Annotated in this window: 17 protein-coding genes; 5 read left to right on the top strand and 12 right to left on the bottom strand. The window is 50.8% G+C overall.

Features of this window, described 5'->3' with window-relative positions:
- Positions 1-55 precede the first annotated feature (55 nt).
- The 6 genes from OOT00_RS05300 to OOT00_RS05275 all read right to left on the bottom strand — a co-directional run bounded on the left by OOT00_RS05300 (position 56) and on the right by OOT00_RS05275 (position 6710).
- A complete protein-coding gene (locus OOT00_RS05300; protein WP_265424269.1) occupies positions 56-1696 on the bottom strand; it encodes an ankyrin repeat domain-containing protein in 1641 nt (546 codons plus the stop codon).
- A gap of 285 nt (positions 1697-1981) precedes the next feature.
- Positions 1982-2632 carry a CatA-like O-acetyltransferase gene (locus OOT00_RS05295; RefSeq protein ID WP_265424268.1) on the bottom strand — a complete coding sequence of 217 codons (651 nt, stop codon included), beginning with the start codon at positions 2630-2632 and terminating at the stop codon, positions 1982-1984.
- A gap of 89 nt (positions 2633-2721) precedes the next feature.
- Positions 2722-3156 carry a hypothetical protein gene (locus OOT00_RS05290; RefSeq protein ID WP_265424267.1) on the bottom strand — a complete coding sequence of 145 codons (435 nt, stop codon included), beginning with the start codon at positions 3154-3156 and terminating at the stop codon, positions 2722-2724.
- Positions 3157-3235: 79 nt separating this feature from the next.
- Positions 3236-3607, bottom strand: a complete 372-nt coding sequence (locus tag OOT00_RS05285; protein ID WP_265424266.1) for a hypothetical protein — start codon at positions 3605-3607, stop codon at positions 3236-3238.
- 214 nt (positions 3608-3821) lie between these two features.
- Complete coding sequence (locus tag OOT00_RS05280; protein ID WP_265424265.1) at positions 3822-4337, bottom strand: lipocalin family protein; 516 nt, start codon at positions 4335-4337, stop codon at positions 3822-3824.
- A gap of 807 nt (positions 4338-5144) precedes the next feature.
- A complete protein-coding gene (locus OOT00_RS05275) occupies positions 5145-6710 on the bottom strand; it encodes a hypothetical protein (protein WP_265424264.1) in 1566 nt (521 codons plus the stop codon).
- A gap of 356 nt (positions 6711-7066) precedes the next feature.
- On the opposite strand from OOT00_RS05275, the gene OOT00_RS05270 reads away from it, so the two are divergent.
- Positions 7067-9469 (top strand): glycosyltransferase, encoded by a 2403-nt coding sequence (locus OOT00_RS05270; RefSeq protein ID WP_265424263.1) that lies wholly within the window; start codon positions 7067-7069, stop codon positions 9467-9469.
- 27 nt (positions 9470-9496) lie between these two features.
- Here the strand turns inward: OOT00_RS05270 and OOT00_RS05265 are convergent, their stop codons facing one another.
- From OOT00_RS05265 to OOT00_RS05255, 3 genes are read right to left on the bottom strand one after another with little or no spacing between them, the layout of a single operon-like run.
- Entirely contained in the window at positions 9497-9949 is a 453-nt protein-coding gene (locus tag OOT00_RS05265; protein WP_265424262.1) for a hypothetical protein, read from the bottom strand.
- Between the two features lie 52 nt (positions 9950-10001).
- Entirely contained in the window at positions 10002-10622 is a 621-nt protein-coding gene (locus OOT00_RS05260; protein ID WP_265424261.1) for an Lcl domain-containing protein, read from the bottom strand.
- 57 nt (positions 10623-10679) lie between these two features.
- Complete coding sequence (locus tag OOT00_RS05255; RefSeq protein ID WP_265424260.1) at positions 10680-11081, bottom strand: hypothetical protein; 402 nt, start codon at positions 11079-11081, stop codon at positions 10680-10682.
- Between the two features lie 362 nt (positions 11082-11443).
- Between OOT00_RS05255 and OOT00_RS05250 the strand changes: the two genes are divergently transcribed.
- The 3 genes from OOT00_RS05250 to OOT00_RS05240 are packed head-to-tail and all read left to right on the top strand — an operon-like array spanning position 11444 to position 15923.
- On the top strand, positions 11444-13843 hold the full coding sequence (locus OOT00_RS05250) for a hypothetical protein (protein WP_265424259.1): 2400 nt from the start codon (positions 11444-11446) through the stop codon (positions 13841-13843).
- Positions 13840-14847 (top strand): phosphatidylserine decarboxylase, encoded by a 1008-nt coding sequence (locus OOT00_RS05245; protein ID WP_265424258.1) that lies wholly within the window; start codon positions 13840-13842, stop codon positions 14845-14847. Before OOT00_RS05250 ends, OOT00_RS05245 begins: the two co-directional genes overlap by 4 nt.
- 17 nt (positions 14848-14864) lie before the next feature.
- Positions 14865-15923 carry a prolipoprotein diacylglyceryl transferase family protein gene (locus OOT00_RS05240; RefSeq protein WP_265424257.1) on the top strand — a complete coding sequence of 353 codons (1059 nt, stop codon included), beginning with the start codon at positions 14865-14867 and terminating at the stop codon, positions 15921-15923.
- Positions 15924-16035: 112 nt separating this feature from the next.
- Here the strand turns inward: OOT00_RS05240 and OOT00_RS05235 are convergent, their stop codons facing one another.
- On the bottom strand, positions 16036-18612 hold the full coding sequence (locus OOT00_RS05235; protein ID WP_265424256.1) for a zinc-dependent metalloprotease: 2577 nt from the start codon (positions 18610-18612) through the stop codon (positions 16036-16038).
- Between the two features lie 242 nt (positions 18613-18854).
- On the opposite strand from OOT00_RS05235, the gene OOT00_RS05230 reads away from it, so the two are divergent.
- On the top strand, positions 18855-19271 hold the full coding sequence (locus tag OOT00_RS05230) for a hypothetical protein (protein ID WP_265424255.1): 417 nt from the start codon (positions 18855-18857) through the stop codon (positions 19269-19271).
- 202 nt (positions 19272-19473) lie between these two features.
- Here OOT00_RS05230 and OOT00_RS05225 read toward each other — a convergent pair whose 3' ends face one another.
- Both OOT00_RS05225 and OOT00_RS05220 read right to left on the bottom strand, forming a co-directional pair.
- On the bottom strand, positions 19474-21171 hold the full coding sequence (locus OOT00_RS05225; RefSeq protein ID WP_265424254.1) for a methyl-accepting chemotaxis protein: 1698 nt from the start codon (positions 21169-21171) through the stop codon (positions 19474-19476).
- 351 nt (positions 21172-21522) lie between these two features.
- Positions 21523-21933: a hypothetical protein gene (locus OOT00_RS05220; RefSeq protein WP_265424253.1), complete on the bottom strand. Its 411-nt coding sequence runs from the start codon at positions 21931-21933 to the stop codon at positions 21523-21525.
- Positions 21934-22359 lie beyond the last annotated feature (426 nt).

The following is a 22359-nucleotide window of genomic DNA, read 5'->3' as shown; positions in this document are numbered from 1 at the left end:
AAGATCGTTGTAAAGGCTCCAGACATCTCTGCCGTATCCGTTCCCAAACGCACTTTCACTGGCCCTGATTGCCAATGACAATGCGGGTGCTGGAAATTCTGCCTTCATAGATCACCCGGGAGGGAGTGGCCGGATTTTCTGTCCACTGCATCAGCTGAATATACTTCCACCGGAACTTACCGGGCCTTCGGTCCCACCGATTGTCTCTTGAAACAGGTTTCATACGGCCGTTCAGCCACGCAACCAACCTCTCCGCATCCACCCCCGCCATCCAGAAGGTATGACCTGCAATGGTAACCTTCACCTCTCCGGACGGCCATCTGCCCTGAGCTTCCTGCCAGCCCAGAGCCCCATAGCCATTCCAGTGATCTCCCCGACCTCTGTGATCTTCCAGAATCGAATCGTCTGACGGACCCAGCCTGACTTCATAACGGACCACCGTTCCGGGCCTCTCTTTTGAAATAGCTGCTGCCACCCTCTCATTTCCGGCAACAGGAGGCATGCCATGCAGGCCATCATAGGGAAGAAAAACCGGGCTGCGGGAAGCCCGGGCTGCATCCTCCAGCCCCTCTCTGATACCCTGCCCCATACCTTCCATCATTTCCCGGAAAACGGCCTGTGCCGCAGCCCTTTGTTTTTTCTTATCCTCCGGTTCCCTGTAACCGTAGCGTGCGGCAACACCGGCTTTCTGTCCGTATCCCCAGTACAGATAATAACCGGGAGGATTGCCCCGGTAATCCATTGCCTGAATCGCTGCACCCTTTTGCAGCAGAAACTCCATGACAGCCCGATGATTGAAAAGGGCCGCGTAATGGAGGGCTGTCAGTCCCTGTCCATCGGAAAAATGAACATTGGCCCCTTCAGCCAGCCGTTTTTGAACCGCTTTCAGATCTCCGTCATGGGAAGCCATGAGCAGTTCATAGTTCAGCTCACTCCGGTCTTTCACTATCTGAATGCTGAGCTGATGGGAGCTGTCTCCCCCATTGGTGCCAGCAAGATGATCCTCATAGGATCTCAGAACAAGGGTAAGGATATAGTCCCCTGCGGGAAGAACCTTATCCGGTTCCATGTCCAGAGTGGTGACGAAAGTACGGGGCAAGGGGAAAGAAAAAGTCCGGCCTCCGGGGGCAAGCTGTCCCTCACCACCGGGCGGTGAGAATTCGGGGTTCTGCCGTACAAGCCTAAAAAAGAGATCGGCTTCATCTTTTCCCGGCATGGTACCGCCTGTCATTTCAATTTTCAAAAACAAAGGATCAATCCGGCTATAACGCCCAGAAACGGGTATGGAGGTCTCAGGATCGGCAAAAAGCGAGAGTCGGACATCCGGAAGACTGGCCGCTTCCCGCACATGCGGCAGCGCTGAGGCCGAACTATACTCCCCTTCCCCAACGCAACCCTGCCGTGTGGGAATTACCCCCTGAAGACCCGGACCTGTATCCTTCAAGTCATCAGAAGAAAGGCCTGATTTCTGTTCACAGTCAGCCAGAGCATCCTGAACCCGCAAGGGAATCAGGCCCTGATCCCCATGAGCCTGCGCCCCCCTGTACGCCACCTCTCCATATGCCAAGGCAGGACCGGTATTGGCAACGCTTCCCTGAAAAATAGCGACAGTGAACAATGCCAGCACCATCCCACCTGCCAAAGCCAGATGGCACAGATAACGGAAGCCCTTGCTTACCCAATCTGTTCCACCCATGGAGACCCTCCCGGTTGGTGCACAAAAAGGGGTGGTACCTTTTCCCTCTGCACGGCCCACCCTTTCCGCAACATCATGAATAAAAATTCTTCCCTGCATATTTTTGGCTGTTCCTGCCGCATCCTCGTCTTCTGGCCCATGGCCCCGGGAATCAGATCCCTCTCATGGTACAGGTTCTCAATAAGCACTTGAAGTCATTCATCATACACCCAGAGACCCGGTCAGGTCAGCACAGCCCTTAAGGCCAATCCAGTCGGCCGTTTGCAGATCTCACCTGACAGAGCATCAGGCCTGAGGGCTGCCGACAGACAGCCAGCGCTCCGGACGGTCACACATCTCCGCCAGTTGCTGGTAAAATTTACCGACATGGATACCATCTACCAGAGCATGGTTAACCTGAATTCCTATGGGGGCCAGCAGTCTGTTTCCCTCATAAAAATATTTTCCAATGGTAAGCACAGGGATGTATGCATATTGCTTATCATAGGGATGCACCATGGATGTAAAGCTGAACCAGGGCACATTGGTGATAAAAAACATGTGGTGCTTTTCACCGGAACTCTGGTCGGGACACTCCTTGACTTCATTTATTTTAGCTTCCGAATATCTTCGGTACTCATCAAAAGAATCAAAATACCGGGAATCACAAAAGGAAAAGGTCTCATCCTCCAGCAGCACGGTATAGCCCGGATCCACCCTGCTGAATTCAAATACATCCCCATCAATGACCCGCTGACGCAGTTCCGGCACAAGATTGACGGATTTTGTAATCAGAAAGCTGATGGACAGAAAAAAACCACAGCCATGGAGATCCGTAAATTTTTTCAGATTTGTTATGTCAACATGACTCGATGTTGAAAAAAAAGGAATGTCACGATCCTTGAAGGCCGCAAACATCCCCCTTCGCTTATAGGTGGCAAGATCTATCTTTTGCATAGAAACATCCAGATTAAGAAGGGATTGAAAGTGGACAGGAAAGCATCCGTCCTTACAGCTTTTTTATTCATACAACCATGGTTCATTCTTCACCAGTCACCATGACAGGCCTGACATTGACTGGATTTCATGGACATGCCGGATTGGGGGGCGCTCCTTTTAAAAAAAATATCGGTACCTGTTCCGCTGCCCAGGCCGGATTTCGAGCTGCCTTCCACCCATTGCGGACAGCTGAAATCCCGCCTGTCCCGCATGAGACAATTATTTCTGGCACGCATACAGGCATCAAGGCAGTCCATATTCCCCGGAGGGCAGAGGGCCTCACATTGATCCCGGCTGGCATCGCATGTCGCCAGAATGGAGCTGAAAACCTGATTACAACAATTGGTGCAGACAATCAGATCAGGACAACCATGGATACAGTCAATGTAGGTGCCTGATGCGGCATGGGAAGCAGGAACGGCCATGAGGATCAGGGCCGGAGCCAGAAGGGCATTGAAAAGCAGTACTTTTATTGTTTTCATGATCAGTTCCCTTTATTACGATGTCAGATAATATCCCGGAGTACCAGATACGCTACCATGCGGTGAAGCCTTAAAAAGATTACTGCCACCCCAGAGGATCGCTGCAGGGGGGATTGTTGCAGAGCTGACGGCAGAACCCCTGATGATCATCCATGGAAATGGCATAAGGGATCTCGAGAGGTCCGTAATTATCCCTGCATACCCCGTCCATACAGGTGTAGGATTTAAACTGACAACCGACAAGATGCCCCTTTACAACCTGACCATCCACAACCCGGGTAACGGCGTAAGGATGAAGGGTGCAACGCTTACTGAAGTAGTCGGGGTTATTTTGGCAAATGAGGGTCCGCGCTGAAAGATGTCCTGCGGTGAAAAGTATCACCGCAGCAATAAGGATAAGAATCCGGACACTGCGGATAGCGGCGATGCGAAGCGGGATCACCGTTTTCATGGGTATACCTCCCTGGTCTGTTAATCCTGAAAAAACACTGATTCGATAAAATTGCACACCTCATGCCACACCATTGAAGCGTTGATTCCAGACCCTTGCAAGGCACACATGACAACCCGGACACCTCTGTTTGCGCCCACATATTTGGCAGCGCCTACTCTGTTGGCACCGCCAGGCGGATCTGTCCACCGGAAGAACAAAGCGTTACGGCCTGTCAGTTCTGCTGAACAAAAATCAGAGCTTCCGTGTCAAAACCACCTTTTTTGGACATGGTGATGAATTCCTTCAGGATTTCCGGCTCAACGGTGGGTGTCCGGGACAGAAGCCACAGATAGTTTGTTTTTGGCCCAGAAACAAAAGCGTACTGATAGTTTTCATGATCCAGTCCAAAAACCACATAAGAGCCATAAAAGGGACCAAAGAAGGAGACTTTCAGATAGCCTTCCGAATGGCTGCCCACAAAATATGCCTTCCCCTCCGCCTCTTTCCATCGGTTTTCCGATGCCAAAAAACCCCGGTTACGAACCCGGAGACCACCGTCCTTTCTCAAATCATATTCAGCGGTGACATGGGTCAGCCCCTTTTCAAAAGAATGATCCAGCCGGGCAATCTCATACCACTTCCCCAGATACCGGTTCAGCTCAAAACCCGTAACCGGCTGCACGGACTCCGGCATTCCCAGGCAGCCGTTAAAAATGAGAATACTGAGAATGGAAAGCAATTTTTTCACGGCGATCTCCTGATACGTGAGGCCACATATCATTTCTCACTTTTGTCAGCAGCAATCATTAGCAGTCCCCGAGACCGACAGCGCACTGCTCCGGCAATGTGTAGCGAAAAAGTCACATGGCTTTTATGTTGTTTCTTTATTTCAGAGCTTTCTTTTCTTACATACTGCAAAGAAAAAAGCTTTTATGGTATTTTTACCAATCAAACACCACATGCTAAAAAGTTCATTTCCCACACAAGGCAAATAAAAATACCTGACGGGGTGATCACATCTGAAACAAGGGATACCTTGTCAAGCGGGCTTCGGGCCTTATTCGTAACACAGCATGGTTTATGATCCGATCCAGCCTGATCAACATTGTTTCCACCGCGTGGCCCCAATGCCTGCACCAGGGTTTTGTCCGGACAGGATCAGGCACAAAATCCTTCAAAGCCTTTTTCTTCTTTACGAAAGGCCCAGAAATGGGTGGATGAAATTGTTGTATAATATACCACGGAACACCAGCATGGCCGTATTTGTTTTGTGGCAACGGATAACCTGCATGACCACAGATGCGGGAAAGCTTCAGGAAACATCATCAGGTCTGTCAAAAGGCCAGACAGACTACTCTGCCATAAAAATGACACCATACAGGAAAGGGGCTGTCTGAGCTTACGGTGGCATCGGTCCGGGCAGACCGGATCTGCTCTTCGCCATCAGCCTAACGGAACCCGCTGAACATCCCATAAATGGAACTCCCGATCCAACGCCCAAACAAAAAATGGAGAAAAGAGATCAAGACCCCTTTTCTCCACTCTTCGGTTTTGGTTAAGGAATCAGGCTATGGATGAAGCAGCCGCTGCTTTCACTTCCATCGCCCCCGCCCGGGCTTTCCACGACTGTCCCAAGTACGGCCGGATCACGGATAGTGCCGGTAGCAGGATCCAGATCATAATCACCATTGTCTTCAATGGCAAAATGGATGGTATAACTGGTACCATGGTTCACGGTGCCTGCCCTTGTCTGATACACATTACCCCTTGTAATCCACCACATACCGTCCACAGGATTTTGGGTCTGAGCTTCTTCCGCATAGGTGAAAGCCAGACTGTCATCATTCTCTTTCAGCTTCAGCAGTGTCAGATCTCCTACACTTCCAGTCAAATCACTAACAACATAGGTGAATACACTGGGTGTGCCTGAAGATACGGTTGCTTCGAACTCAAACACTTCACCCATTGGCTGAAAAGCAACCGGTACGTTCTGAAAAGCTTCCTGTAGCTCCATCCTTGTTCGGGTTGCAGAGTCTTGGGTAGTGATGGTCACACCCGCAGGAGAGTTCAGCGTTACGGATACGGGTGGAAGTTTCACGGCCAGCGTAAATCCCAGTTCGTCATCATTTCCTTCCGGTAAAATGAACAGCTGACCGTCAGGACTCACAGCCCCGTACCATGTTATTGTTTCAGAGACAGGAACGGTCCGGTTCAATAGCAACCGTCCATCACCGTCCACTTGATAGGTCCCCCCCATGTTTCCATCCACAACGGACCAGCCCCCTTTACCATCTACGTAAAGAAGACCGCTATCCGCACCGGCCGCCCAAGGAGTTACAGTGGTGTCAACCGTGTAGGAGGTGAGATGATAGAAACCGTGCAAGGCCCTTTCTCCCACATTCTTTGAACGAAACATCAAAACAACCCCAGGCTCTTGTCCATCTGTCTTCTTAGCAATGGCAAGAAAATCCCCTCCCGTACCGATAATACCTTTAACAGCATTGCCCGCCCGGAGATAACCATCTTCCACAGTGAAGGGAAAAGAATCAAAGGTTTTATCCACATCCCCCTCAACACTGTTGTATTGTTCATGGGGAATCATGGAGGTACCACGGTCATTCATCTGCATATAACCCGCTGACACCTCAAGACGACCGTTTTGTCTGAAATACGAAAAATCCACAAAATTATATCTTTTTCCAGCCAGATCTGCAGGCCCTATACTCGAATCCCTTTGCACCAGCAAGTTATAACCGGGATGGTCATCTACCAGTGTTTCAGGAATGGCAATGATGGAAGCATCCGGGCTGATAGCGCCGGCATTGCTTATCATCCCCTCACCAGCCATGGAGAAAACCATCACACGGCCCTTCTCAATCATATCATACGTGCCAGTAGCTGCCTGCTGAGCCTGATCTGGCACGGCAAACCCGCCTGCTCCATCAAATTCAATGGTATCCATGTCGATATCCACCGCATCCGTAACTCCCTGGCCGAACCAGATATAATCGTAAAGTCCATCCACATCGGCATTGGTAAATGCCGCCTTGCTTTCCTGGTGCATCCCTCCTGCGGCGAGCAGAAACAAGGCTGCCAACAAAGATCCCCAATACTTTTTCATCTGATAACTCCTTTTTTATTGTAAATCTTTTACTACGCTTCAGGTCTTCATGGCCTGAAAAATACACCCCTTTTCTCTTGTTGGAATGATTGGTGAATACACCTGTAAAATCAAACCCATATAAAAATGGACCAAAACAAAGTATCAAGTCAACCCTTTTCATGGTTGTGAATATCGTTCCTAAGCAAAACAAAAAAACTCCTGCCAGAACCAACATATCTCCACACCGAATCCCCATCCTACGCCAATACAGAACAAACATGCCCCCTATACCCTTTCAAGGAATAGGGGCTGGCGCCCCATTTCCGAAAGACACCGGGAAACAATTCAACCCTTGCTCCATGAAAGGAAAGATCATGGCCAGAGCCGATCTTCATGTCCACTCCATGTATTCCGAACGCCCTGCCAACTGGTTTCTTCAACGCATCGGCGCTTCCGAATCCTACACACGGCCGGAAATCATTTATGAACAGGCCATGGCAAGGGGCATGGATTTTGTCACGGTAACGGATCACAACTGCATGGATGCAGCCCTCATCCTCAAGGAACAATACCCGGCAAAAACCTTTACCGGGGTGGAATCCACCACCTATTTTCCGGAAAACGGCTGTAAAATCCATCTGCTCCTTTATGGCCTTACGGAATCGGATTTTAAGGATGTACAGAAGGCCAGAAAGGATATCTACCAGCTTCGGGAACTGGTCCGGGAAAGAAATATGGCCCATTCCGTGGCCCACGCCACCTACTCTATCAATGGGAAACTCTCGCTGGACATGCTTGAAAAACTGATGCTTCTTTTCAATGTGTTTGAAGGTGTCAATGGAGCCCGGAGCATGGCATCCAATACCGCATGGACCGCCGTATTACGTTCCCTGACTCCGGAACGGATGGAAAACCTGAAAACAAAACACGGCATTCTTCCCATGGGAGAAAAGCCGTGGATCAAAGGATTTACCGGCGGCTCCGACGACCATGCCGGCCTTTTCATTGCCAAAGCCTATACCCTTGCGGGAGCGGCAAGCCCGGAAGCTTTCCTTGATGCCCTGAAAACCCGTCAGACCTGCGCCCATGGTCAGCACAACGATGCCCGGTCCCTCGCCTTTGCCCTGTATAAAATTGCCTATGATTTTTCCATGACAGAAAGTACATCCCTTCACCGGTCTGCCCTGTCCCGCCTGGGGGATGTCATCCTCCGTCCGTTCACGGAAAAAAACGATGGCAAAAATCCGGAGAAGGAATGGAACGAAGAAAGCCAGATCCGCCTGCTCCTTGACGCCCTGAGCGAAAATCCGGTGCTGGACATGAAAAACCCGGATACCGGCCTGTGGCTTGAGGGGATTTATGATACAATAACCAAAATTTCTGATACTTTTTTCAAACATATTCTCCTTTCCATCGTCAACGATGTGCGTCAGGGCAATGTTGATCACTGTATCTATAACGTTTCCTCCCTTCTTCCCGGTATCTTTCTTTCCATTCCCTTTTTCATGACTTTACGCCACATGCAGGATGGCCGCAGGCTTCTGGAAGAACTCAGGGAAAACTACCTTGAAGCCCGACCCTATGAAAAAAAAATCCTGTGGTTTACGGATACCTTCCATGAAATGAACGGGGTGGCGGCTACTCTGCGGGAAATTGCGGAAAAATCGCAGAAAGAAGGGCTTCCCATACGTATTGTGACAAGTCTGCCTTCCGGGATGGCTCAAACAGCATCCGATTTTCTGCCAGACACCCTGACGGATCTCAGCACCTTTCTGGGTTTCCCCCTGCCTTACTACGAAAACATTGAAATCAGGGTACCCTCTATCCTTACGGCCATCCAAAAACTGAGCTCCTTTGAGGTGGATGAAATCTGTATTTCCACCCCCGGTCCGGTGGGCATGCTCGGCCTTTTACTTGCAAGACTTCTCAACCTGCCCTGCAAGGCCGTATACCATACGGATTTTGCAGCTCAGGCAAAGGCCATTACAGGCAGCGAATCCCTTTACAATGCCGTTGACAGTGCCGTGCGCCTCTTTTATTCCTTTGCCGATGAAATCTTTGTACCCAGCAGGGTCTACATGGATATTCTTGCAGAAAGGGGGCTGGAACCTTCCAGGATGCGTCTTTTTCTCAGAGCCGTGGATACGGAACTCTTTGCCCCGTCCGGAGAAGCCCGCGGAAAAATCTTACAGCAATATGGCATTGAGGCATCCAGAATCCTTCTCTATACGGGAAGGATTTCCAAAGACAAAAACATTGATGAAATACTTGAAATACACAGGTGCCTGCAGGCAGAGGGACACAATGTTCATATGCTACTGGCAGGGGATGGCCCGGACCTTGACCATCTGAAAAAAGAGACCGCCGCCAACCCCGCCATTACATTCACGGGCCGTATTCCAAGGGAAGAACTGCCAATGCTTTACGGTGGGGCAGATCTGCTGCTTTTTCCCAGCACCACAGACACCTTTGGAATGGTGGTGCTGGAAGCACAGGCCTGTGGCCTTCCTGCCCTGGTGTCCGATAAGGGAGGCCCCAGAGAAATTGTGGTGCCGGGTAAAACCGGAGAAGTGCTTCCTGCCGGAGACATGGATGCATGGGTAAGGGCTCTGTCCTCTTTGTTGAGCCGCATGGATATTCAGCCCCTGACCCATGCCCGCATGCGCCGTGCTGCCCGTAAACGGGGGATGACATTTTCCTGGGAGAATGCACTGGAAGCCATCTTTTCGGAAGAAAAAAGGGAGGACAGAAAAAAAGAAGAACTGCCCGCAGCATGAGCAAACCAAGAACAAAACCTGCTCTGTTCAGTAGGGGTCCGTTCCCGGATAGGGTATGTGAACGGCGCAATCCGGAGAACGGTCACAGACAGCCATCATCTGCTCCACCGAACGGCGCATCACTTCTGCCGTTTCTTCCGCAACATCATACGGCCCCATGACCCTGTCATTAATCCGTACGGTGGTGGCAAAACGGTGGATGGGAAACTGGGTCGTTCCATCTTCCAGCAGAGGGGAAACACCGGCCAATGCATACCCCACACCACCACCGCTGCCATAGGGCTGGAATTCAGCGATCACAACAATGTGGAAATGGCTGGCGGGATAATGACGGGTAAATTTTTCGGAAACAAGCCCCTCAATTTTTGACGCACACTCTCCCAGATCGGCAAAACAGTGAATCTTAAATTCCCCTGCCAACGCAGAAACACCGATCAGAAAACCACACAATACCGTGAAAATAATTTTGGCAGATTTCATGGAATCTCCCTGTGTTGCCCGGCCGGTACAATGACTTCGGATGACCGGTTCCTCATTCTTTATTCCCGGAAAAAGCACGGACACAGCGCACCCTGTATTTCGGATTTTTACCGGAATACAGCTGCTTGCCATTGCTGAAGTTATGAGACCAGACATAACCTCTGGTTGTTTCCGTTGAGCTCCAGTATTCACCAAGGCCCAATCCTCCGATACCCTGCTGAAAAAGATGTATATAGATGATATTCAGCTCATCGAGAGCGGGCAGATACCAGTCATCCCTGTCTCCACCACGATATTCTGTGCAGAGGCGGGCCGCTATGTCAGGCTCTGAGCAGGCATCCACTATCGCTTGAGTATTGACTCCTCCCCAGCCCAGGCCCGCATACCGGGCTCCGGGAACAGGCTGACCGCTGCACCCCCATCGTACCAGCCCTTTATGCCGCCAGCTCAAAGGGGTCTGATCCTGAGCAGCCGCCTCCAGATATCGCCACCCATCCGAATCATGGCCCTTGTCGTGAATAATCCATCCTCCCGCCGGCCCCCGGTTTCCCACCGCATAAGGCCCCTCACTGTTGACAACCATGGGTACCGCTTTGGGAGAACAGGATGGAAGTACAACCATACAAACAATGAGAAAAACCCAATCACACAGTCTTGACGGATTTTTTTTCATCCTGCCTCCCATGCGGTTCGTACTACGCACACCGCGGCCCATGCATCTTATCACGCTTTACCGGGAAGCATCCCGTCCCCTGGCCCGTTCATAATCCGCATCCAGCATGAAATTTCCAGCCTTTTGTCCTTTTACCAGCCAGAACCAGCGGAAATCGGCATGATGCCCCAAACGAAAAGACTGATACCGGCCACTGGCATCATCATCAAGGTGCCGACGGATGTGGAGATAGGAGCCCTGCAGCACATTGGACTGGGAGACTTGACCCGGGCTTAGGGTATGCCACTGCACTTGCTGCTGTTGAAACTGCTGATTTCTGGACTTTGTAATATCAATGCGCTGCCCCGTCATATTCCTCAGTTCCAGAATACGGTCTCCTGAAAAATAATCCGCTGATACTGTCTGAACGCTCAGGAAAAACCAAAAAGCCATAACAAAGAACAGCCGTTTTCGTTTCATCAGCCCTCTCCCTGCATATGGAGTACAAAAAACTTTTCTGATCACTGTACGCTCATTGTCCGGATACTCCACAGACCCTTTCTGATCCGTATCACGGGGATTTCTTCAGCCCTGTGACCGGAAAATCAAAAACCGCCAGAAAATATCCACTCTGCTTTAATTCAGGTTAGTCCAACCATAACAGGCATTTCGGAGGTGTGCAACCGCAAACTCCATACCTGAGGAGGCAGGCTGCCATCTCTCCATCCAATGAAAAACCGCATAACCAGAAACCCATCAAAGCTTCACATAAAACCAATCATGCATGGCTATAAAAAAGGATGGTAACAACAGACCTTACCTTATTACAGCGGAGGTACCCCTTGTCCTGCCTTACCCATCCCACAGACCGTTTGATGGAAAATATAGCCAGATCCCCTTCTACCGACGAACTCCTCCAGCGCCTTGAAATCCCATCAGGCAAGGAAAATCTTATTACGTTTCAGCCATTTGGTGCGGGAGATACCACCTGCGGAGTGGAAAATGAGTTTCAGGCTCTGGTGGAAGGAAGGGCCGAAGACGTGGACCTGGCCTGCATGATCCGGGAATCCAATTTTTATCAGAACATTTTGAAAAGAAGCCTTTCCGGAGACGTGGAACCGGAGCAGGCCGAAGCCATAACAAACCTTGTTAGGGATACCGGAAACAGCATATGGGAAAACTCCTGGGTCCGCTTCCCTGAAAACAGACTTTCTGCCTATGCCCTGCACCTTTTTCATACGGATCTGCGGGCAGACAAGAAAAAAAGCGACAGCCCCCTGCGCAGCGACGCCCACCAGTTTGTCTTCATCCATAACCAAGAAACATGGATAAGAGTTCCCGTCAGCTATCTGCTCAAGCTGTCCCTGGCAGATATCATCGGCAGGTCACCGAACATGCATCCCATCCTGAAGGTTACGGCCAGCAGAATGATGGATCATTTTGTCAGCGACAACACCTCACCGGAAGTCCTTTCCTTTCACCCTGTCCACATCTCTTCTGGCAAGGGTGCGGCAGATGCCCTTACGGGAGAAACCCTGAAACGATTTCTTCTCTGCCAGCTTCTGCTGGAGCATGCCAATGAGACCCTCGGACTTCTGGAGACTGGGCAGAAAGCGGCCTTGTATTTTGCCTCCCATCCGCCCTTAAGGCAGAAAGCCCTGAATGATATGATTTCCGATGGTTTTTACCGGGAACTCTTCATGAATCCCTGCCTTTCGGGCTGGGATCAGGGCGAATCCAAAAAACGCTATATGGGACTCTGCCATGAGGTGCTTTCCCGCAGTCAGCTCAATGCCGTTAAAAAGCTGAAGGAATGCGGCATCATTACAAGAAATCTTGTGGTTCTGCCCAATACCTCCAACATCTGCCTTGCCAACAACGGTACCCACATTTCCATCGGCAGCCGCAGGCTCACCCGGCTCATGGCCAATCCCACCACAGCCCTTGGCCAAAGGGATGAAAAATGGATGGGTGATTTCATCACCAAAATAACAGAACATTTTCTGCCCCTTTTCGTAGGGACCTATTCCGCAACGCCCTACCGCCTGGAGTTTGAAGATTTTCATCCCGAGCAGGTTCTGGGCTTTCTGCCCCATGAGCTGGATTTCACCCACCTGCGCATGATCTGGCGGCGCTGGAAGAAAAAGGCCAAAAATCATATTGCAGGCAGATCCCTTACACCCTTCGGACCACCATGGCTGGACAAAAATATACGCAGACTATTCCGTTTCAAGGGAGATCTTGTGCCGGATTTCAGGCTTTTGGATTATCCCGTGGCCCTGCTCAGTACGCCCAGTTCTCCTGCGCTGGACGGAAGCCCCGGCAATCAGGAACTTCTGCTGAAGGATCTTGGAGATTCCGGGGCCTTTGATCCGCGCATGTCCATGTACCTTCCCTACCGCATCAGACCCTTTCACAAAATGGGTTTTTCCGGATTTGAAGGCCGCCTGTACAGTACCTTCCCCTCCATCGGCCATGACATGGGCAAAGCGGCACGGCTGCAGACCCTGATCACGGCTCTGGGTTTTCAATACCTTCTTTCCGGCAGGTATGGTCATGCGGACATTCCGGATACTCCCTTTGTGGAAAGCGAACGAAGGCAAGTGATGTTTGCTGCGGCCATAGGGCTGCCCACGGTGTATTTCCGTTCCGATACGCCCAATCTTTTTCTTAAGGATCTTTTTCCCCTCATCCAAGGAACCCGCATGAGCCGCCGCTATCCCGGCTATCTCCGGATACCCGTTACATCGCTGATGACGGCCTTCCATGAAAAAATCATGCAGGACGGGGCCGCCCTGATCGAGGCCCATGGTGCAGCCGATCTGATGGAAGATCTCCGCATGCGCCTTGTCCATCCGGGATTTTCTGCTTCTGCGAGGCTTCAGACCCTCATTCAGAAAGAAACGGGAGGGAAGAGGCCGGAAAAACAGCCTGCGGAAGTTTTTAACCGTGCTGCGGAAACCTGTTACCGCACCCGGCTGAAAGAGGCCCATATCCGTGAAGCTGTCCGATATTTTGCAGAAGATCTGTCCCGCCTTGAAAACTGGGCCTTGTTCAGGGATGCCGCCTCAAAGGATGCTCTGGCCTCCATCACCCGTAAAGGGAGCATTTCCGGCATCATTACTTCCCTGAACCGCAGGCAGGGCATAAGTCTTTTTACATCCGGAGAGAGGCTGTCCCTGATTCAGCTCCTCATTCTTTCCACATACAACGACAAAAAACACTTTGAGGCTTCTCCATGAGTTTTTCCCACCACTATCTGGAACGCCATACGGGAAAGAAAATAAAGGAAACATTCTTTGCCGATCCTCTGGTGCGTTTTCTCTACCATGAAGTCAGGGAAAATGCCCCGTGGCTCTTTTCTGCCTTCACCTCCCCTGTGGCAAGCCGCATTCTGGGGGCCGTGAACTATGACCTTCCCTTTTCATCGTCAAAAAGGCTTGGACAGATGATCCGGGAGCTTAAAATAAACATGGAAGAATGTCTGGAACCGACCTCCCTCTGTAGCCCCAGAACACTTTTTGAAAGAAAGATTCTCTATGAAAGATACAGGCCCATGACCGAAGATCCTTTAGCCATTGTGTCGCCTTCCGACAGCCGCATGCTGCCTCTGGATCTTTCTCCATCGGCCCTGATTCCCGTGAAGGGTAAATTTTTTGACTTACCGGAGCTTTGCGGAAACCGGCCATGGCATGCTGTTTTTTTGGACGGGAAGGCCGCCGTATTCCGCCTCACGCCGGATAAATATCATTACAACCATGTACCGGTCAGCGGGCGAGTGGAAGAAATTTTCATGACGGACGGGCGTTGCCATGCCTGCCATCCCGATGCCGTGGTTCGGGAGGTCAGTCCCTTTTCCCGGAACCGCCGGCTCATTACCCTCATCAACACCGATGTCCCCGGTGGCAGCGGGCTGGGTCTTGTGGCCATGGCCGAAGTGGTAGCCCTCATGATCGGTGGCATCCGTCAGGCCTGCAGCCAAAAGGCTTACGATCATCCCACAGATCTTCTTCCGGGCATGTTCATCCATAAGGGATGGCCCAAAAGCCTGTTTTATCCGGGCAGTTCCACCGTTGTTCTTTTGTTTGAAAAGGATCGTATGGACTTTGACAGGGATCTTGTATCCAACAGCCTTCGCAGGGATGTGGCCAGCTGTTTCAGCAGGGGCTTTGGCCTAAGTCTTGTGGAAACCGAGGTGAAGGTGAGGGAAACCATAGGAAGGACGTCAACCGCCCTGAATTTTTAAAGCCGAAAGGATCATTCATGTTTTCATTGTTTTTTATGCTTGTTCTGGCCCTTGTCCTGCTGGTTCCTGCCATCTGGGGGGTGCGCTGTCTGCCATCGGAGAAGTACCAGATGCTGGCCGCCTTTCCTGTACAACACCTTGAAAATGGATCATGGAAGGGCATGAACCTTACCTGGTATGGATTGCTGAGCGCATCGGCCTATGTGCTGGGTACAGCTCTGGGCCTTGTTCTCCTCCGGGCATCGGGAGCGCCTTTGTGGGCCTGTGCCCTCACTGCCATGGTGCTGCTTTGTGTCTGTGTTCCCGCATCCCGGTGGATTGCAAGGATTGTTGAGGGCAAGCGGCATACCTTTACCGTTGGCGGAGCGTCCTTTCTGGGGATTCTTCTGGCTCCATGGGTTCTGGTTAGCGTGAATATGCTGATCACCCGTTACGGGTATCCACCCTTTTCGGCGGTTTCCGCACTGGCTGCCATGGCTCTGGCCCATACCTGCGGGGAAGGCATGGGGAGACTGGCCTGCCTGAGTTTCGGCTGCTGCTATGGAAAACCCCTCCGCCGTCTTTCTCCTGCAATGGCTCGTTTTTTCGAGCCTATGGCCATGATTTTTCATGGGAAAACTAAAAAAATCAGCTATGCCCACCAGCTGGATGGAGAACCTGTTCTGCCGGTTCAGGCCCTCACCCTCTTTATCCATATTTTCCTCTGTCTGGCAGGTCTGGGGCTTTTCCTTGGCGGAAAGCCCCTGTGGGCACTCTTTTTGTGCCTTGGCGGCACCCAGATCTGGAGGGTGCTTTCCGAATTCCTGCGGGCGGATTACAGGGGAAAACAGGCTTTTTCCGCCTATCAGATCATGGCTCTTTCCACACTTCCCTATCTCTTTCTATGTCTGAAGATTCCAGTTTTTTCGGAAAATATGGCCTTTGTACCGGATCTGAAGGCGGGCCTGACCCTGCTCTGGACACCGGGAGTGTTAGCAGGACTTTTTCTTCTCTGGATTCTCACCTTTTTTTATACAGGCCGCAGTACGGTCACGGGGTCGGAGCTGCGCTTCTTTGTGCATGGAGACAGAATTTAAAACGCCCCGGACCACAAGAGACAGGCTGCGGGAATTGTAAGGCTGTCTGTTTATGACAGAGACAGAAATTCCTGTATTTGTCTTCCTGTGAAATCCGGGGCTGGTCGAAACGTCAATACCCGCATCCGACCAGCCTGCAGTTTTCCAGATACCACTGGAAGGCTGGTTTTGTGGAATCGAGAAACTCGTCATAGAGCAGGGAATCAAAAAAATCTTTCCCCGTTGGCCCCACAACCGTATTAAGGGTAAGAAGCAGATCCTGATAAATATCCCGTGATTCCCGCCTGCCCCACCACAGTGCCGAAGACACAGCCCGGTCATCAAGCAGGTTCCTGGCATTAGCCCGAAGCTGCCATTCGTAACGGAAAACAGGCAGAGAAAGGGATTGTCCACCGACGGAAACGTTGAGGAGCGAGCTGGTTTTTTCCATCAGATAGGTACGGCTGGTTTTTTTATAGGCAGCCAGCAGATCATCTCCTGTGGAGCTGTCCACGATATCGATGGGAGACATTTCGGAAAGGAGCTTCACATCCTCTGAAACCAGTGCGGAAATCAGTCCTTCAAAAAAAACGTTTCCAGCTTCCTTGAGTTTCTGGCGTTCCTGAGCTGAAAGATGCAGGGTGCCGCCCTCATGGGTTTCAATGTTGTAAAAACGAGGGTCATCCAGCAGTATGCTGAATTCATTTTTCCAAAGTGCTTCCCATTCCGGCTGGATAACCATGAACATATCGGTAAGAGACTCCAGGCCGTAAGGCTTATCCAGCAGCCAGTCTTCCAGATCCTTTTCCACAAGAGGAACGGTATCCCTTCGTTTCTGTGCCGAGCTTACACTGCCGGGATCAGAATAACGGCTTTTCAGGGCGCGGGCATAGAAAGCATTTTCCGTAAAGGGCTGAAGAAATTTCTGTTTGAAGGAAAGAATGGAACGGGCAAGGCCTTCCGGGTTCATATAAAGTTCATCAACGGGCGTTCCGTCAAGAATATCCAGCACCATCTGCAGATAAAGTTCCCTGGCAAGATTTTTTGGCTGCAGGCTCTTATACAGCTCCGAAGAACCGTAGGCGATGGGAGATGTCCCGTGGGCAAAAACAAGGCAATCCACCATGGAATTCATATCTGTATCCGTGCAGAAATATAAATCCTTATCCATGGGTTCCCCCAGATACAGGTAACGCATGGCACTGATATCATGGGGCAGAGCCTTTTCTTCCTCATTGTAACGCCTTGAGTTCAGGGCAGACTCATAGTGCTGGTTGTAGTCCATGATGCTGGTGGTGGGGATGACGGAACGATAAGCTCCCCGGTCAAGAAACAGCTGATACAGATCTTCCCGGCTATGGTGATCTAAATCCGCCTGCAGATTTCCTGCAAAATTATGACGCAGGCCCATGGTGTGCCCTACCTCATGGGTGATAGTTTCCTGAATTTCTGCCTGGGCAGCCCTGAGAAACATATCGTCCGTGGCATTGGATGACAGAAGGCGGGTTATACTTGTAACCATTCTGTCATCAGGTTTGATGGTACAGAGGTGACGTTTGGTAAAATTGGTAAGATAGATATCTGAACTGGGGTGCCGGTGATGGGTTCTTTTATTCTGATACACAAAACGCCAGGCATCCTTCCGGCTTTTTACGGACCACATACTGGACATGAAAATCTGGCTATGAAGAATCTCACCCGTTCTCGGATCCGCCTGCATATCCGCATAGGCAAAACCAGCCGTATCAAAATCCAGCCACTGGATGATATTTCGGTCCATATCCGGAGCACGGACACCTTCAGGCGCCACATCTACGGCAAAAACTTCCTGGCCCAGAGCCGCATTCCAGTAAAGCACCCCGTTCCGGATTGCCTCACGGAATTCTTCCGGTGTATTGGCGGACATGGAATAGGTGATGGGTCCTTTATGAATGTTCCACTTCATAACAAATATTTCCGTTCCACCACCTGCCTTCAGCTGGGGCATTACCTCAAAATACCCTGCATGGGCAAAACCCGGTGAGGGTGTGGGCTCAAAATCCGGATCCGGCCTGTAAGGGGAAAGGTAGTAATGCACTTCCGCATGAATGATGCTGCCATCCTCATCTTCCACCTGAGCTGCCTGATGAACGGCCAGACGGTTCAGATGTCTTACATCCGCACCGTTAAGAAAGCTATGTCGCACCGGAGCCGTTTTAAAGGAAGGTTGATAGTCTTCACCATAAAAATCCGAAGCATACATTTCCTCGGTCATAAAAATTTTGGACATGCCCGCATTAAAATCAAAGGTAATCCAGCCGCCTTCATCCTCGAGAATGGGAAATTCTGCAAGAATAAGGGCAAAGGGGTTGTCTGGAGTGACGGTGTGTCCTTTGGGAGATTCCAGAAGAAACAGACTTGTTCCTTTTTGCTGAAAAGTCACAATACGACTTTTCAACCCATTGAAGTAACCCGCCTGATTCAGGGTCACGCTGTTGCCCTGAAAAAGAAATTCCCGGTTCAGGGCATCTTTTTGAATGGATATTTTTGGTTCGCCATCCTTTTCACTGGTACGCAGGGATACCCGGACATCGGGATCGGCTGGTTTGGCACCGCTGCTGCAGGAAGACAGAGTCAGCAGGAAGGGCAGAATCATAAGAAACAGCAGCCAGCGGCCATGCTGTTTCTTATGACGGGTAATAGGCCTGTATTCACCTGATTGTTCTTTCATTTTTTGCCCCTTGAATTCGTTCCCAGCCATGATTACCAACGGCTTTACCTATGGATGATAAATAACAGCCGTACATGCAGCCTTCTGAATTATAAACAATCTGGCTGAAAAACGACCACTTAAAAAAACAATGTTTTTTTATTAGCCCTTCCGGCCCGACAGATCAAACGATTTGTTCTTTTGAATGATTTGCAGATTCTGCCGATACTCAAAAAAAAGAGAACCGGTGAGACAGGCCGTTTGTGAATACGAATCTCATTGCTGGCAGGCTTTCCATCTCAGCGCCGGAACGGACACGGCTGTCCGCCAGCAGGATTTTTGTAAGACAGATTGAGGCATGTATCCAAAAATGTACAGATTCCGGCCTTGAAACCACCTTCGCCATACGCGCCTGTCTGGCGCTGACAGATGGTCTGCGGCAGGTCAGGCTGGTTTATTTTACTTTGTCAGATCCTGGAATGTCTAAACTGCAGGTGGCGGAAAGGGTTGCCCACGGCGGGCATAGCATTCTCTTAAGGGATATGGAGCAAGGTTTCACCGGAAGTTTGGGTGATCTGCTGCCTGATTTCAGCCACAGGGCAGATGCCTGTACCTGTTTCGTGAAAATCAAAGACAGCCCTGTTCTGTATTTGAATCGTGCGGCACCCGTCGAATCATGAAGACTTTTATCACCTTCCCATCAGGGATGGCCAGACGATGTATAGCAGGCAGGCAAAGGGACAGTCCGCTGAAGCACAGCAGCAACCGGAAGCACTCCGCACGGCCATCGGAAAAGCGCCGGAGAAAAAAAGGGGCTGGGCCAGTACACCACCCTCTGGAAAGGCGGCAGTCCCTTTCTTACCGGAAAAAACGCACCCGCCATCAACCCACCACAAACCGCCCCATCCTTTTCCCCAGATCCCGAGAAAGGGTTTCAAGAATGGTGACAGCACTACCCACCTCATCACTGTTTTTTTGAAGAAGGGCTGCGGTATGGCGGAGCCCTTCCACCTCTTCTGCCATTTTACCTGTATTTTCAAGAGTTATACCAACGCTGTTCCGTACCCTGTCCACCCCGCATCCAATACCTGCCATGGCTGCCGTAAGATCCGCTGCCTGATGCTGACGCCTCTGCATATCCTCGGCCATGGACCGCATCCTGCCTTCCAGTTCCTGCGCCACATCCACGATGCCGCCAATTTTTTCTCCCGCCTCACCGGCACTGCTGTAAATTTCACTGAGCCTGCCCCGTATTTCTTCCGTGGCAGCGGATGTCTTTCTGGAAAGTTCTTTGATCTCTGAAGCCACAACAGCAAAACCCCTGCCTGCTACTCCAGCTCTCGCGGATTCTATGGTGGCATTCAAAGCCAGCAACTGGGTCTGATCCGCTATATCCGTAATCAGATCCACCACACGGTGAATATGGGCAGCGGCTCCTCGCAGCCTCTGCATGCACCGGCTGGCTGCTTCCGAACGGACAAGGCTTGTTTTTGTCGTGTCCAGAAGGCTTGTACTTTGAACAGCCACAAGCCCCACTGCTTCTTTCAGGTTTTCAGCAATATCACGAACTTTGCAAGTATCCGATTCCACGGCAAGAATGGCCTTTCCTACAGAAGCCATTTCCTCTTCCAAATGCCCCATCTCTTTTTCCACACCACCGATACCTTTTTCCACGGCCAGAGAGGTTTCCCCAAGCTTCCGGCCCACAAGGGTAAAGCCCTGTCCTTCCCTGCGAATGGCTTCTGCCGTCTGCCCGATTTCTCCCACCATGTTTCGCAGCATGGCGAGAAAGGCATTGAAAGCCTTTGCCATACGTCCAACTTCATCACGGGTCCAGATCCGTACACTGGCCGTAAGATCGCCACCGCCTTCGGCAATTTCACGGAAACGGTATGCCGTTTCCCGGAGAGGACCAAAAATACGGCCCGTCATCCATCGTACAAAAATAAAAAGCGTTATGCCCAGAACAAGGCCTGCTCCAGCCATGGACTTTCCTGTCCGTAAAACGGCATCAGCATACTCCATACGCCGGGCATCCAGATGCTGTGTAACATCATCCATCCAGAGATCCGCACATACAATCCACTCCCACTCCGGCACCACCCGGTAGGCCAGCAGCCTTTCCGCAGTATGCCCGTTCTTTTCAAAGGAAAAAGAAAGAAAACCGGCTTCCGCCGTGGTCGCTGCCTCCAGAATCTCATCCACCAGAAAACGGCCATCGCTATCCTCAAAATGCCCCTTCTGCATTGTACCGGCAAGCTCCGGAAAAACCGCCGATACGTAAAGCATACCCGCCGTATCCATGACCCAGAAACCATCATCCTGCTGTGTGCCAAAACGCATCGCGGAAAGGGCATTCACCGCATCCGTATAAAAATTGGCCGAGGATACTATATGGGCAGCCGCCGATGTAAGATCTTCCAGCTGACGCTGCCGCTCTTCCATAAGCTGCCGTTCCATGGCATTCAGCGACATGGCTTCCAGTGAATACAGCCCGTGAAAAGCCAACCCTCCGGCAATTCCAAGACAAAGCACCAGTACGCTTCCCGCAAGAAGCTGAATTTTACCTGCTATCCGCATTCCTTCTCCTTATAATAGGCCATTACAGAAAAAGCTCTGCGGACATTTAGGCAATCAAGGAGCAGACAAGATGAGAAACGTGTTAAAAATTTGTGAAAGGAATCTGGAACCTGCGGTATGCTGAAAAAGCACATCGGATGGCAGTACCCTGAAAACTGCGAATATGGCAGGAATCTGTCCCTAACCCGGCTGAACAGGCGCAAGCGGAGGTCTGTTCCTGTCCCCGGGGACCGGCTCCAGCCGGAATGGGGGAACCGCTTTCCCCGGCATCAACGCAGGCAAAAGTGGCAGAAAACAGACAGGAGGTACTGCCAGGAAAAAAATTTCATTCTTTCCTGAAGAAATTCCGTACTACTTCTGCTTTTTACCACATTTCCTGCACCGATATCCCTTTCCCCAGAACAACAGGGGCATATGGGTGAGAAGCATCAGTGCTCCGGAAAGCCTTGTATATTGAATGGCCTCCAGATCCCCTGCTCCGCAGGCAATACAAACCATAATGTTTTCAGCTGCCGGAAAATCCAGCGCCCCTTCCTCCAGAAGACCGGACTCATCCCTTGCCAGAATACTTTCTGCCAGTTTTATATCCTCACTTCTCACCTGGAGCTGCACACCTCCAATGGCCTCGGAATAAAGCCAGTTCATTCCCACATGGTGCCTGTTCAGAAGGTGGCAATAAAGCCCTTCGGATTCCAGTTTTGCCTTTGCAAGCTCTGCCAGTGGCAGATCTCTGAATGAGGCAATGCTTGCGAAACGGTCCATACCTGCCTCCCTTCCGCTATATATATTATCAGTTCGAAACAGCTGCTAATATAAACCAAAAAATATTTACACCTCAACAATATCTTTACATTTAAAAACATCATGCCAATACCGGCGCCGAGCCGGATCAAAACAAAATAGCGTTCTGCCAGACCTGCCCAAATCTACTCACAGGTAGCTTTGGTGCGGACTTCCTGCTTCCCGGAGGCTGGTTTCACTCTTGCCTTGTGGCAAGGGCCAGAGCCTTCCTCTCCACAGGCTTTACGATCCGGCGGAACTCACCGTACTGTGAACGGGTTCTCTCCGGCGATATGCGGCCTTCAGCCTCCCATCTTCTCAAGGTAGGGAAGATATTCCTAAAACTTCTGAGGCTTTGCCGATGGGTACAAGTCTCTTCATAATGATGAGAGCAGATAAGATGTAATG

This window comes from Desulfobotulus pelophilus (assembly GCF_026155325.1).
Lineage (GTDB): Bacteria > Desulfobacterota > Desulfobacteria > Desulfobacterales > ASO4-4 > Desulfobotulus > Desulfobotulus pelophilus.
The sequence above is the reverse complement of the archived record's forward strand: the minus strand, read 5'-3'. Positions and strand labels throughout refer to the sequence as shown.

What these genes read in the sequence shown, in the direction of transcription:
- OOT00_RS05300 (WP_265424269.1), bottom strand. Translation starts at nt 1,696, where the DNA reads ATGGGTGGAACAGATTGGGTAAGCAAGGGCTTCCGTTATCTGTGCCAT.
- OOT00_RS05295 (WP_265424268.1), bottom strand. Translation starts at nt 2,632, where the DNA reads ATGCAAAAGATAGATCTTGCCACCTATAAGCGAAGGGGGATGTTTGCG.
- OOT00_RS05290 (WP_265424267.1), bottom strand. Translation starts at nt 3,156, where the DNA reads ATGAAAACAATAAAAGTACTGCTTTTCAATGCCCTTCTGGCTCCGGCC.
- OOT00_RS05285 (WP_265424266.1), bottom strand. Translation starts at nt 3,607, where the DNA reads ATGAAAACGGTGATCCCGCTTCGCATCGCCGCTATCCGCAGTGTCCGG.
- OOT00_RS05275 (WP_265424264.1), bottom strand. Translation starts at nt 6,710, where the DNA reads ATGAAAAAGTATTGGGGATCTTTGTTGGCAGCCTTGTTTCTGCTCGCC.
- OOT00_RS05270 (WP_265424263.1), top strand. Translation starts at nt 7,067, where the DNA reads ATGGCCAGAGCCGATCTTCATGTCCACTCCATGTATTCCGAACGCCCT.
- OOT00_RS05265 (WP_265424262.1), bottom strand. Translation starts at nt 9,949, where the DNA reads ATGAAATCTGCCAAAATTATTTTCACGGTATTGTGTGGTTTTCTGATC.
- OOT00_RS05260 (WP_265424261.1), bottom strand. Translation starts at nt 10,622, where the DNA reads ATGAAAAAAAATCCGTCAAGACTGTGTGATTGGGTTTTTCTCATTGTT.
- OOT00_RS05255 (WP_265424260.1), bottom strand. Translation starts at nt 11,081, where the DNA reads ATGAAACGAAAACGGCTGTTCTTTGTTATGGCTTTTTGGTTTTTCCTG.
- OOT00_RS05245 (WP_265424258.1), top strand. Translation starts at nt 13,840, where the DNA reads ATGAGTTTTTCCCACCACTATCTGGAACGCCATACGGGAAAGAAAATA.
- OOT00_RS05240 (WP_265424257.1), top strand. Translation starts at nt 14,865, where the DNA reads ATGTTTTCATTGTTTTTTATGCTTGTTCTGGCCCTTGTCCTGCTGGTT.
- OOT00_RS05235 (WP_265424256.1), bottom strand. Translation starts at nt 18,612, where the DNA reads ATGAAAGAACAATCAGGTGAATACAGGCCTATTACCCGTCATAAGAAA.
- OOT00_RS05225 (WP_265424254.1), bottom strand. Translation starts at nt 21,171, where the DNA reads ATGCGGATAGCAGGTAAAATTCAGCTTCTTGCGGGAAGCGTACTGGTG.
- OOT00_RS05220 (WP_265424253.1), bottom strand. Translation starts at nt 21,933, where the DNA reads ATGGACCGTTTCGCAAGCATTGCCTCATTCAGAGATCTGCCACTGGCA.